The sequence below is a fragment of the Vibrio sp. 1159 genome, assembly GCF_033340395.1.
Lineage (GTDB): Bacteria > Pseudomonadota > Gammaproteobacteria > Enterobacterales > Vibrionaceae > Vibrio > Vibrio alginolyticus.
Genome location: NZ_JAWOWL010000027.1, coordinates 65,096 through 77,400, shown reverse-complemented (window position 1 = coordinate 77,400; position 12,305 = coordinate 65,096). Strand labels below are relative to the sequence as shown.

The 12,305-nt window shown below is 44.9% G+C and carries 10 protein-coding genes; 5 read left to right on the top strand and 5 right to left on the bottom strand.

The annotated features are described in order from the left end of the window. Window positions 1–193: 193 nt before the first annotated feature. Window positions 194–757, bottom strand: a complete 564-nt coding sequence (locus R7127_RS18965; protein WP_005381668.1) for a porin family protein — start codon at window positions 755–757, stop codon at window positions 194–196. A 398-nt stretch (window positions 758–1,155) separates the two neighbouring features. Here R7127_RS18965 and R7127_RS18960 point away from each other — a divergent pair, with 398 nt between their 5' ends. From R7127_RS18960 to R7127_RS18945, 4 genes are all read left to right on the top strand, one after another. After that, a complete protein-coding gene (locus tag R7127_RS18960) occupies window positions 1,156–2,037 on the top strand; it encodes a LysR family transcriptional regulator (protein WP_085569924.1) in 882 nt (293 codons plus the stop codon). A 120-nt stretch (window positions 2,038–2,157) separates the two neighbouring features. Continuing rightward, window positions 2,158–3,693: a bifunctional GNAT family N-acetyltransferase/carbon-nitrogen hydrolase family protein gene (locus R7127_RS18955; RefSeq protein WP_005381670.1), complete on the top strand. Its 1,536-nt coding sequence runs from the start codon at window positions 2,158–2,160 to the stop codon at window positions 3,691–3,693. A gap of 204 nt (window positions 3,694–3,897) precedes the next feature. Next, window positions 3,898–4,485 carry a DedA family protein gene (locus tag R7127_RS18950; protein WP_005383738.1) on the top strand — a complete coding sequence of 196 codons (588 nt, stop codon included), beginning with the start codon at window positions 3,898–3,900 and terminating at the stop codon, window positions 4,483–4,485. Window positions 4,486–4,665: 180 nt separating this feature from the next. Next, window positions 4,666–6,033, top strand: a complete 1,368-nt coding sequence (locus tag R7127_RS18945; protein WP_017635705.1) for a Na+/H+ antiporter NhaC family protein — start codon at window positions 4,666–4,668, stop codon at window positions 6,031–6,033. A gap of 73 nt (window positions 6,034–6,106) precedes the next feature. Here the strand turns inward: R7127_RS18945 and R7127_RS18940 are convergent, their stop codons facing one another. From R7127_RS18940 to R7127_RS18925, 4 genes are all read right to left on the bottom strand, one after another. Continuing rightward, window positions 6,107–6,946: a 3-keto-5-aminohexanoate cleavage protein gene (locus tag R7127_RS18940; RefSeq protein ID WP_017635706.1), complete on the bottom strand. Its 840-nt coding sequence runs from the start codon at window positions 6,944–6,946 to the stop codon at window positions 6,107–6,109. Continuing rightward, window positions 6,937–8,268 (bottom strand): aspartate aminotransferase family protein, encoded by a 1,332-nt coding sequence (locus R7127_RS18935; RefSeq protein ID WP_262584620.1) that lies wholly within the window; start codon window positions 8,266–8,268, stop codon window positions 6,937–6,939. The genes R7127_RS18940 and R7127_RS18935 overlap by 10 nt, the downstream gene beginning before the upstream one ends. A gap of 207 nt (window positions 8,269–8,475) precedes the next feature. After that, on the bottom strand, window positions 8,476–9,744 hold the full coding sequence (locus tag R7127_RS18930; RefSeq protein WP_172563361.1) for an O-acetylhomoserine aminocarboxypropyltransferase/cysteine synthase family protein: 1,269 nt from the start codon (window positions 9,742–9,744) through the stop codon (window positions 8,476–8,478). 119 nt (window positions 9,745–9,863) lie between these two features. Then, window positions 9,864–10,775, bottom strand: a complete 912-nt coding sequence (locus tag R7127_RS18925) for a LysR substrate-binding domain-containing protein (protein ID WP_172563362.1) — start codon at window positions 10,773–10,775, stop codon at window positions 9,864–9,866. 106 nt (window positions 10,776–10,881) lie between these two features. Here R7127_RS18925 and R7127_RS18920 point away from each other — a divergent pair, with 106 nt between their 5' ends. After that, on the top strand, window positions 10,882–12,138 hold the full coding sequence (locus R7127_RS18920; protein WP_258481058.1) for a D-amino acid dehydrogenase: 1,257 nt from the start codon (window positions 10,882–10,884) through the stop codon (window positions 12,136–12,138). Window positions 12,139–12,305 lie beyond the last annotated feature (167 nt).

Here is a 12,305-nt window from a genome sequence, read left to right as displayed (position 1 = left end):
AAACTCAGTATATTGTATAAAAGTCGCTCAACTTTAGGAGGTTTGGTTTCTCGTCTGAATTACGCAACAAAGCCGTAAAAGGCACGAACAATTATTCTAAAAACCGCTCTATTATCCTCAACTAGATTGAGTTCAGAGAAAGCGAAGCTATTTAGGCTTCGCTTTTTATTAGGGCTTAGAGTTGTTAACAATATTAGAAGCGATACTCTACACCTAGTGATGCTTGGTTAAAGTCTGTTTCCGTGTTTGCACCGTTCGCGACATTCTCCGCATTGAGTTCTACGTCGTACCACATATATTCTGCGTTAACTAAGAAGTTATCAGTAACTTTAAAACCGACACCGGCACCAGCGAATACACCTTCATCATCTTTGTTGCCTTGGAAGCCTGCAACGTTGTAATCCGTCGAGTACCACATTTGACCGCCTTTTGCGTAAAGGTCGACACGATCAGCAATGGGAGCGGTAACTTTTAGAGCCGCTGTATAGCCGTCCGTTTCGGCATTTGCTAGGTTATTACCATAGCTACCGAAATCAATGTAACCACCTTCCAACGCTAAGTAAGGATTAAAACGGTAACCAACTAAACCTTGAATAACATCGCTGTCATCATCAAAGTCATCTTGTCCATCAACTTTTAAGTAACCGTAGTTGGCGCCAACATATACACCATGATCGTTGGAGTCCGCAGCATGTGATAAAGTACTAAACGTTGCTAAAGAAAAAAGGCTAATCAAAGTAACAACATTGCTTTTCATTTCGTTCTCCTAATATAAGTTCCATTGAAGGTTCGAATAGTAAAGAGCAAATGCAATGCCAACTTTAAATTAATGAAAAATATATTTAATTTTATAGAATACTGACAATCCTCTAAAGAACGCCGAACAAAAACAGAAAAAAAGAGCTGTCTGTTTACTTTATATAAACAATACTAAATTGAGGTTAATCGCTGATGTGAAAAAGATTCTTGTTAATTTGTAGATTTTTCAAAGAAATTAAATAAACATCTAAAATACTCTTGTAGATTAATCCGTCAAAAAACGCTTAGCTAGTTTTTATAAGAAAGGAAGCTAATCACACATACGTTGCATCTTACTTTGCTTCAAGCCGTGAATACTCTACTCTTTGCCTAAGCAGAGTTTAATGGAACTGAAGTATGTTAAAAGGCAGTGAATACCCTTCTATTCGAGCATTAAGGACGTTTGTCGCGGTCTCTAATTACCTCAGTTTCTCTAAAGCAGCGGATGCACTATGTATTACGCAAAGCGCAGTAAGCAAACAAATCGCATCGCTGGAGCAATTGGTGGGTTTACCTTTAATACAAAGAGGGGCGAGTGGTATTGAGTTAACCGAAGAAGGCAAGCGTTATCTGCCGCAAGTCACAGAAGCTTTGGAGCTTATTCAGCATGCAACTGCCAACTTAATCCAGTCAGATTCAAAGCAAGAATTACTCACCGTGGACGTAACCCCTTCTTTTGCCAGTCTTTGGTTGATACCTAATATTGATGACTTCCACCAGCAACATCCTAACATCCGAGTAAGAGTCTGTACCGGGGATGGGAACGTCAAAGATTCGAGCAACGAAAGTGATTTACATATTCGCTGCCTTCCATTATCCACACATTATGAATACAGCCACTTACTGTGCGAAGAAACATTGTTATTAGTCGGTTGCACAAATGCTCCTGCAATTGAGAGTGTGCACGCTGTTAGTAATTATCCGTTTATACCTCAAATCACTCGCCCTCAGCTATGGGAGCAATTTAAAGCTGTCTACACTGTAGAATCTCCCGTTACCTATCAACCTGTAGGCGTCGAACATTTTTACCTAGCTTGCGAAGCTGTCAGAATGGGAAAAGGGCTCGCCTTGCTTCCCGATTTTATGGCGCAGTATTCGATTTTAAGAGGGGACATTCAGCATGTTCTCAACCTTTCTTTACAGAGCGGTTATGGTTATTACGTGATGATTCCAAATTATCGACTTTCAGCTAAAAAAGTAGCGGTGTTTCACGAATGGCTGAAGAGCAAGCTAAGTTAATGTTGTTTCTTTAAGCTCGTTTAGGTAAACCAAAACAACTCAAAGACTTCGGTATCTGTCTGCTCAAATTTATGGCATTCTCATCCATACTATTTAAAAAGGATAAATGGATAGTAGGATATGGACAGCAACACGCCAAGACTCTCTTTACGCACCATTGAGCCGACCGATTACCCAGAGCTCGCGGAATTAATGGACCTTGTTTTTCCTGATGTTGGTGGCTCATGGCCACGCCTGACCATCATGGATCTCATTCATCAGTTTCCTGATGGACAAATCTGTATTGAGGATAACGGAAAAATTGTCGGCGCAGCGCTAACAATCAAAGTGGACTACAACCGATTTTCACTTCCTCACCTATACACCGACATCATCACCGAGAACAACGTCATCCAAAACCAAGTGACCGGTGACGCCATGTATGGTCTCGATGTATTTGTTCACCCGGACTACCGTGGGCTGCGTTTAGGTCGCCGTCTGTATGATGCGCGTAAAGAACTTTGCCGGAGTAAAAACTTCAAAGCAATTTTAGCCGGTGGCCGCATCCCGAATTACCACAAATATGCTGACGAATTGAGCGTGGCTGAATACATCGACAAGATAAAACGCCGTGAGCTTCACGATCCTATTTTGTCTTTTCAGCTTGCAAATGACTTCGATGTAAAGCGTATTATGCGTGGTTACTTGCCAGAGGATAGTGCTTCTAAAGGCTACGCAACTCTACTGGAGTGGGATAACTTTTTCTACGAAGAGGATATTCAATCCGTCCATGATGTAGAAAAAACGCTGATTCGAATTGGTGTTGTGCAGTGGCAAATGCGCGCTATGAATGACTTAGAGGACTTGCTCGATCAGGCTGAGTTTTTCATTTCTTCTCTTGCGAACTACAAAGCCGATTTCGCCCTATTCCCTGAATTCTTTAACGCGCCGCTGATGGGATTGCAAAACGACCAAAACTCCGTCGAAGCAATTCGCTTTTTGGCTAGCTTTACAGAAGAGATCAAAAACCGCTTCTCGCAGATGGCAGTCACCTACAACATCAACATTATTGCAGGCAGTATGCCCGTCATCGAGGATGGCAAGTTGTATAATGTGGCCTACTTGCTGCAACGAGATGGTGAAATAAACGCTCAATATAAGATTCACATCACGCCCCATGAGCAAAAAGACTGGGTGATCGACGGTGGCGACAATGTTCAGGTGTTCGAAACCGATGCAGGCAAAGTCGGCATACTGATTTGTTATGACAGCGAGTTCCCAGAGTTGGGAAGAATGCTCGCCGAGCAAGGCGCACAAATTGTGTTCGTTCCTTTCTGGACAGACACAAAAAATGGCTACCAACGAGTACGAATCTGTTCCCAATCACGAGCCATCGAAAACGAATGCTACGTTGCAATTGGGGGCAGTGTCGGCAACTTACCTCGTGTTGATAATGTCGATATCCAGTACGCACAATCTGCCGTATTTTCACCGTCGGATATCTATTTTCCACACGATGCGACCTTAACAGAAGCAAGCGCCAACACCGAAATGATAATCTTCGCTGATGTTGATTTGACTAAGTTGAAACAGCTTAATACCGAAGGCTCTGTCACCAACTTACGTCATCGCCGCCTTGATTTGTATGGCGCATTCACCAAAGCCAAAGAGTCATAAGGATCTCCCTAATTCGCCGCTACCAAAGAGCGTGGCGGCGAGTAAAGCCAGCTGCAGGTTGATTCTGCGCAATTATCAGAGGCATGTCAGTTTTTCTCAATTGTGAGAAACAAGAATTGACCCAATAGGACATTCGGAGTATCACTCCAACTTCGTTCCGCTTTTATTAGGGGAAAGCTTTTGGAACATATTAACGAACTTCTCATGTCAATGAAGCCTTTGCTTGAGCAATACGGCTACGTTGCGCTGATTGTCAGTATATTTCTAGAAGGGATAGGTATCCCGATGCCTGGTCAATCACTGATGATCGCGGCATCTTTGCTCTCGTCAGAGCAAGTCATGAATCTAAGTATGGTAATGATGGTATCGTGGCTGAGCTGCTTTTTTGGTAATACCTGTGGCTACTTAATCGGTTATTACTTTGAGGGGTGGTTAGATAAAAAAGGCTACATTTCCGGCCCTAAGATGCAAACGCTTCAATTGACGATCCAGAAATACGGCCCTACGTGCTTGGTCGTCAGCCGCTTTATTGAAGGAATGAAGCAATTTATGCCTCTTGCATGCGGTATCGCGAAAATGCCACGTAGAGAGTTTTTGCTCGGTAACGCCCTCGCGGCGACGGTTTGGGTATTGGTATTCAGCTTGTTAACTCACTTTGCATTTGAACATTTAAGCGTGTTGAGCAACCTGTACACCGAATACAAATATCTGGTATGGGCATTTGCTGCTGTCTTATTTACGTGGATGGTTTTAGGTATTGTTAAACGCAAAAAAGCCAAATCAATGCAATAACGACAGTCTCTTCATTAGCGCATAACTAAAGCTCGTGGTATCAATGAGATACGCAACACGAGCTTTTATCTTTTTCTTTACGTGTAAAATTTAAACAGCCATTTAGACGTCTAGACGTTGACAATGTAGAAATGTGATATTAGTCTGCTCTTCTCTCTTATCATTAACATTGTCGTTTACATGTCCGGTTCCCAACAAACTACTAAAACAGTTGCACCGTCTGCGGTCGCACTGATCCCATTAATTGTATTCCTTGCGCTATTTATAGGCGTAGGCACTTACTTATCTTTGCAAGGCGTGGAATTTGCCTTCTACCAGCTGCCTGCACCCATCGCGGTATTACCAGCCATCATCATTGCGTTTCTTTTAAGTAAAGAGAAACTTAACCGCTCAATCGAACACTTCATGCGTGGTGTTGGCCACCCAGACATCATCGCAATGTGTATGATCTATCTGCTTGCAGGTGCCTTTGCTGCGGTAGCAAAAGCCTCTGGCGGTGTTGATGCAACAGTGAACCTTGGTTTATCCGCTATTCCAACCAGCATGATTTTACCAGGCATTTTTCTGATTTCTGCTTTTATCGCAACAGCAATGGGGACTTCGATGGGTACCATCGCAGCCGTTGCCCCCGTAGCGTTGGGGATTGCTGAATCAGCAGGAATGAGCTTACCGTTAACCGCAGGCGTTGTACTGAGCGGCGCTATGTTTGGTGATAACCTTTCTATCATCTCTGACACCACGATCGCGGCGACACGCTCTCAAGGTTGTGAGATGAAAGACAAGTTTAAAGAGAACATTCGTATTGCTTTACCTGCGGCGTTGATCGCGATTGCAGTGTTCGCTTTCAACAGTACCGCGACTCAAGTGCCTGAAACTGGCGATATTGAGTGGCTAAAAGTCTTGCCGTACATCACTATTTTGATCCTAGCGGTATCTGGTGTGAATGTGTTTGTGGTTCTGTCGATTGGCATTCTTTTGGCTGGCGGCGTGAGCTTGGCATCGATTGACAATTACGGACTAACTAATCTAGCCCAAGACGTATACAAAGGCTTTGGTAACATGCAAGAGATCTTCTTGTTATCCATGCTGATTGGTGGTTTGAGTGAACTGATGCGTCGCCAAGGTGGTCTTGCTTTTCTAACAAATTTCGTTAGTAGCCTTATCCACGCGTTTGGCTCTAGTCACTCTAAGCATGCGAACAGTCGTGCAAGCGAGCTAGGTATTGCAGGTTTGGTATCAATGGTCAATGGCTGTACGGCAAACAACACCGTAGCCATCATTGTATCGGGCAGCGTTGCTCGCCAACTGGCGGAAGAGAATAATGTCTCTCCTCGCCGCTCAGCAAGCTTGTTAGACATTTTCTCATGCGTGGTGCAAGGCGTGTTGCCTTACGGTGCTCAAGTACTGCTGCTAGGTTCCGTATTCAACCTATCGCCACTTGAAGTAGTTGCCAATTCTTACTACTGTTTTGCATTAGCGATAGCGGCTGTTGTCGCGGTGTTTATCAAACATCCTGCTCGTCAACCTGTAGCGCAAACTGAGAACTAACGACAAATACCGAAAAGGCTCCGATGGAGCCTTTTTACTTTCCTTTCTTCTTTTTTCTTTTCCGCGAGCAGATTTACTTCAAAGCTGAACGCAAACTTTGCGCACTGTGTAAAGGAATCGCAAAGCGATGCGCCACATCGCGTAGAGCTTCCACCTGAGCCGCGTTACTGATTGCTAATTCGCCTGCCACATCGACGTGGTTATTCTCAAACCCCACTCTCACATCGAATCCAAGTAACATCGCACTCGCTAAACAGTCTTGCTCTCGCGCGCCAAAAGCACAAATGGCACATCGAATTTCTTCCTCGACAAAATGCGCCAAATTCAAACCTCGTAAATCCCATGGCGAAGACTGTTGAGCTTGGTGATAACGCCCTAACACCACTAATGCATGCTGATACGTTTTAGGTAACACGCCCGCATCACGCAGTTGGAAATAACGTTCAATGTCGGTTGCATCGTAGAGAATAATTTGGCTCACGATGTTGTTTTCTGCCACCCAATGGAAAAAGGTATGCCCTTCTTTCTCACTTGCTCGATCAGGGATTAACTCCCTCAATGCGAAAGAAGCCGCTTCTGGTTTCACAGCTTTAACTAATGCCATCTGTTGTGGCGGAGAATACAAGCCCACCGCCTCTGTGGTGAGCTGTACCATCATGTTTTGTCCCACCGCTTCTTTCACGGCATGGTAAATTGCCATGTTGTCGTCGATGTCTAATGAATGACGTCCGTTGGCGTCTCTAGCATGCAAATGGATCATGGCAGCCCCTGCCGTTTGACAAGCGATAGCCTCTGCAACCAGTTCGTCTGTTGTCATGGGTAAGCTGGCGTGATCGTACTTAGTTTTTCTTGCACCGTTTGGAGCCACGATAATAGCGATAGGCTCTCGTATAGATCGATTTTCTAATTCCATTCCTTCGCTACCTCTTTTAGCGTTAATGAGAGTTTATCAATTAGCTCATCAATATGGTGAGGCTGAATAATGAATGGCGGTGCAAGCAAGATATGGTGCCCATTAACGCCATCAATCGTTCCGCCCATTGGGTAGCACATTAAGCCATTTTCCATTGCTCGCTGTTTGATGCGTTTGTCTGCCAATGTGGCTTTACTCAGAGGCGCCTTGCTTTCTTTATCCGCCACCAGCTCAATGCCAAAAAACAAACCTTTACCACGAATGTCGCCAATGTACGGTAAATGGGCCAATGCAGAAGTAAGCTCATTACGCAGCAAAGCACTTTGCCGATTCACCGCCGTTAACAAATTATCTTGGAAGATGGTTTGAATGGTCGCCACGGCAGCAGCGCACGCCACAGGGTGCGCCATAAAAGTATGACCATGTTGAAAAAAACCGCTTCCATCAGCAATAGCTTGATAGACTCGATCATTCGCAACCACCGCGCCAATAGGTTGATAACCCGCACCAAGCCCTTTAGCCATACACACCAGATCGGGTTCTGCCTCTTCTTGCTCAAACGCAAAAAAACTGCCACTGCGTCCAACGCCACACATGACTTCATCCAAGATCAATAACACATCGTATTGGTCGCATATTTCGCGAATACGCTTGAAGTAACCTTGTGTGGCAGGCACAGCTCCAGCGGTGGCTCCCACAATGGGCTCAGCGACAAAAGCCATGACATTATCAGCCCCCAACTCAAGAATTTTTGCCTCTAGCTCATTCGCCGCTCGCAATGAGTAATCCAATTCCGACTCATGACTCTGCTGATAACGATAAGCATAGCAAGGGGCGATATGATGGCTCGGGTGTAAGATGGGTTTGAACGGTTCACGTCGCCATTCATTACCTCCGACAGCCAGAGCCCCCAAGGTATTACCGTGATAACTTTGCTGACGCGCGATGAATTGCTTTTTCTCTGGCTTACCTGATTCCACGAAATACTGCCGCGCCATTTTTAGTGCCGACTCCACCGCTTCTGACCCGCCACTGACTAAGTACACATGGTTGAACTGTTCAGGCATGTGCTGACAAATCAATTCTGCTAGGCGCTCACTGTTGTCACTAGTAAAAAATCCAGTATGAGCAAATGGCACTCGCTCGAGCTGTTCCAACATGGCTTTTTTAACGGCGTGATGACTGTGGCCAAGGTTTGATACCGCAGCACCACCACAAGCATCGAGATACTGCTTTCCATGCTTATCGAATAGATAAACACCTTCACCTCTATCGATGATTGGTAGCGTAGCATGGCAATGACGGTGAAATACGTAAGACATTTGAGTCCCTTCCAATGTATAAGATTTGCACACATCATCAGGAACAAACCCAAACGTGACAAGAGAATAAATCTCACCCTCTATGAGCTTTTGGAATACCACAAACCAAAAACACCAAAACCCTTGATATTTAAACAATAAAATAAAAATAGGCCAGCTTTTTTAAAGGCTGGCCTATGGGTAACCCAAAGCTAAAAACAGAATCGTTTACGCGTTTAGTGCCTGTTCTAAATCGGCTAGAATATCGTCAATATGTTCAATACCCACCGATAAACGAATCATCTCTGGAGACACACCAGCTTGTTTTTGTTCTGCTTCGCTCAATTGACGATGAGTCGTCGATGCAGGATGGCAAGCCAATGATTTTGCATCGCCAATGTTCACCAAACGCTTAAAGATTTTCAAAGCATCATAAAAACGCACACCAGCGTCATAACCATCTTTTAAACCAAACGACAAAATCGCAGAAGGCTTACCTTTCATGTATTTTTCGGCGAGATGGAAGTGTTCAGAACTTGGCAATCCGGCATAACTTACCCAACTGACTTTGTCATTCTGTTCCAAGAATTTAGCCACTTTGAGTGTGTTCTCGGTATGGCGCTCCATACGCAGCGGTAACGTTTCTAGCCCTTGCATAAGCATAAATGCATTCATCGGTGATAATGCGGCTCCGGTATTACGCAGTGGTACGGTACGCGCACGCCCGATAAATGCCGCCTCACCAAACTCTTCGGTATACACCACGCCGTGGTAAGAAGGTTCTGGTTGGTTGAAAACAGGAAAGCGGTCTTTGTGCTGCGCCCAAGGGAATTTACCTGAATCCACAATCACGCCACCCAATGTGGTGCCATGCCCACCAACGTATTTAGTGAGAGAGTGAACTACGATATCCGCACCGAACTCGATGGGTTTGCACAGCACTGGCGTCGCGACGGTGTTATCCACAATCACAGGCACGCCTTGTGCGTGAGCAAGCTCCGCCACACGTTCTAAATCGATGATATTACCTGCAGGGTTACCAATGCTCTCGCAGTACACCGCTTTGGTATTTTCATCAATTAACTCGGCCAAACTTTCTGGCTTGTCATCTTTAGCAAACTTCACCTGAATACCCTGATTTGGCAGCATGTGCGCAAACAAGGTATAAGTACCGCCATAAAGTTGCGGCGTAGAAACGATGTTATCGCCCGCTTGCGCTAAGGTCAGAATCGCATAGTTAATCGCTGCACTCCCCGCACTCACGACCAATCCAGCAATGCCGCCTTCTAACGCCGCCATGCGTTTTTCCAGAACATCGTTAGTCGGATTCATGATGCGAGTGTAGATATTCCCCGGCACTTCCAAGTTAAACAGATCAGCGCCGTGCTGCGCGTTGTCAAACTCGTACGCGACTGTTTGATAAATCGGTGTCGCGACAGATTTGGTGGTCGGGTCAGTTTCGTAACCAAAATGGATGGATAGCGTTTCGTCTTTCATGTTCTTCCCTGTCTTTCATCACTCAAATAGCGGCAAGCAAAGCACTTACCTTGCTTATAAAACTTATATTGCCCAATTTTTCAACAAATAACGTAGGGATAAATCACAGAGATAAAACGCTAATTCAACTGTCCAAGTAACCAGTGACGAAACGTTTCTGTCGCATTCGTACGTGTGTTCATGATCAAGTAATACCCTGCATTGGCAGGAATCGGTTTGAATGGAGAAACCAAACGCTCTGTCGTCAATTCATCCTCAATCAATGCCATTCGAGCCATCGCAATCCCAACGCCAGCTTCGGCTGCAGACATCGCCATATCCGTTCGATTAAAAAAGTGTCCGACATCGGTTTTAAAATCCAACCCCATCGCTGACGCCCAATATAGCCACTCATAGTCACGCGTCGCTTTTTCCCATGGCATCGCATCGTGTAGTAGCGTCGCCTCTTGCCATTGCTTCACTGGCATTGAGTTTTTTTGCTCACCAAACAACGTTTTTAGCCAGCCATGATCCTCAAGGTATTTTGGACTCATCACCGGTAGCAGATGCTCATCCAAAATCAGCTCCGCGTTAGCATTTCTATAAGGATGAAGACCATAGTCAATTGCGACGTCATAGTCTTTTATCTCACTATTTACCAGCGCACCTTCCGCAAAGATTTGTACTTGGATATCCGGATTATCATGATGGAAGCTTTCGAGCTTTGGGACTAACCATTTGAAAGCAAAAGAAGGCGTCAACTTCAAACGAATTTCATTGGTTTGTTTTTCTACTTTGAGCTCATCAAGCAATTTGCTCAGTTCCGAAAAGTGAAACTGCGTCGCTTGGTGTAACTGAGTGCCTTTTACGGTTAAACGAGTACCGCGAGAGTGGCGTTCAAATAAAGTAAAACCTAATAACGCTTCCAAATGAATAATTTGTTGGCTTATGGCACCAGTGGTGAGGTGTAAATGTCTTGCAGCACCAGTAAAGCTGTTGTACTCCGCGACTTGGCTAAATAGACACAAGCCACTTATCAGATTACTTTTCATCCTTGAGCCTATAGTTTTTCTAAACGCTGTGTGTAATTTATATCGATTGTTAACAAAAGGTAAAGAAAAGAAACTGAGCACTCTGATAAATGTGTGGAGTGCATCAATGGAAGTCATCGTATTAGGCAGCGGCGTTATCGGCTTAACCTCTGCTTGGTATTTATCTCAAGCAGGCTATCAAGTTACCGTCATTGACCGCCAACCAAGCAGTGCCATGGAAACGAGCTTCGCCAATGCCGGGCAGATCTCATATGGCTATTCTTCGCCTTGGGCTGCGCCTGGTGTTCCTGTTAAAGCCATTAAGTGGTTAATGGAGGAGCATGCTCCACTTAAAATCAAACCCACTCTGAATGCCGACATGATCCGCTGGGCGAGTAAAATGGTCGCGAACTGCACCCTACCTCGCTATCAAGTTAACAAGGCTCGCATGCTTTCGATCGCTAACCACAGCCGTATTTGCTTAGAACAGTTACGCCAAGAACACGCCATTGAGTATCAAGGACGTCAGTTTGGGACCTTGCAAGTATTCCGAACACATCAACAGCTGCAAGCTATTGAAAAGGACATGCAGCTCCTTGAACAAAGCGGAACCCGATTTAAGCTAATGGACGTCGAACAATGTATTGAACAAGAGCCAGGGCTTGCACTTGTGAAAGACAAACTGGTTGGTGGCTTGCATCTACCTGATGACGAAACGGGCGATTGCCATCAATTTTGCCAACAACTAACGGAGCTTGCTAAGGCACACGGTGTCCGATTTGAGTTCGATACTGAAGTAAGCAATTGGGTTACAGTAGGTAAAAAGATCATAGGTGTCCAAACGAACCGAGGACAATTTAAAGCAGACCAATATGTGGTGGCCTCTGGCAGCTACTCTACAGCGCTACTCAAGCAACTCGATATTGATATTCCGGTCTACCCTGTCAAAGGCTATTCACTCACCATCCCGATGGAAGATCAACACTTCTCTCCTCGATCTACTGTGATGGATGAAACCTATAAAGTCGCTATGACTCGATTTGATGACCGAATTCGCGTAGCTGGCACCGCAGAATTAGCAGGGTTTGATGCTTCCCTTCCACAAAAGCGCAAAAACACCATCGAAATGGTCATCCGTGATCTTTTTCCTCGTTGTGGTGACTTCAGCCAAGCTGAGTTTTGGAGCGGCTTTAGGCCAATGACGCCTGATGGCACACCAATTATCGGCGCGACTAAATACGATAACCTTTTTACTAACACCGGACACGGAACTCTGGGTTGGACGATGGCTTGTGGTTCAGGTCAATTGCTAGCAAGCGTAATGAAAGGTGAAAAAACAAAAGTGATGGATAATGCGGAGCTTAACCTTTGTCGTTACGCCTGAGGACATGACTGAACAAAAAACAGGCAGACACTTACTCCACAAAATGCATAACCACTGGCATTTTTAACTCATCAAAATCGCAGCACATTTAAATGACAATGTGCTGCATAATTAATCATCAAGCAAATCTTCTACCTAAAAGGAGCAAATAAGCAACAAGAACCAAA

Excerpts from the sequence above, each read along its gene's own strand:
- R7127_RS18930 (WP_172563361.1), bottom strand. The coding sequence starts at position 9,744 with ATGAAAGACGAAACGCTATCCATCCATTTTGGTTACGAAACTGACCCG.
- R7127_RS18935 (WP_262584620.1), bottom strand. The coding sequence starts at position 8,268 with ATGTCTTACGTATTTCACCGTCATTGCCATGCTACGCTACCAATCATC.
- R7127_RS18925 (WP_172563362.1), bottom strand. The coding sequence starts at position 10,775 with ATGAAAAGTAATCTGATAAGTGGCTTGTGTCTATTTAGCCAAGTCGCG.
- R7127_RS18945 (WP_017635705.1), top strand. The coding sequence starts at position 4,666 with ATGTCCGGTTCCCAACAAACTACTAAAACAGTTGCACCGTCTGCGGTC.
- R7127_RS18950 (WP_005383738.1), top strand. The coding sequence starts at position 3,898 with ATGTCAATGAAGCCTTTGCTTGAGCAATACGGCTACGTTGCGCTGATT.
- R7127_RS18960 (WP_085569924.1), top strand. The coding sequence starts at position 1,156 with ATGTTAAAAGGCAGTGAATACCCTTCTATTCGAGCATTAAGGACGTTT.
- R7127_RS18965 (WP_005381668.1), bottom strand. The coding sequence starts at position 757 with ATGAAAAGCAATGTTGTTACTTTGATTAGCCTTTTTTCTTTAGCAACG.
- R7127_RS18955 (WP_005381670.1), top strand. The coding sequence starts at position 2,158 with ATGGACAGCAACACGCCAAGACTCTCTTTACGCACCATTGAGCCGACC.
- R7127_RS18940 (WP_017635706.1), bottom strand. The coding sequence starts at position 6,946 with ATGGAATTAGAAAATCGATCTATACGAGAGCCTATCGCTATTATCGTG.
- R7127_RS18920 (WP_258481058.1), top strand. The coding sequence starts at position 10,882 with ATGGAAGTCATCGTATTAGGCAGCGGCGTTATCGGCTTAACCTCTGCT.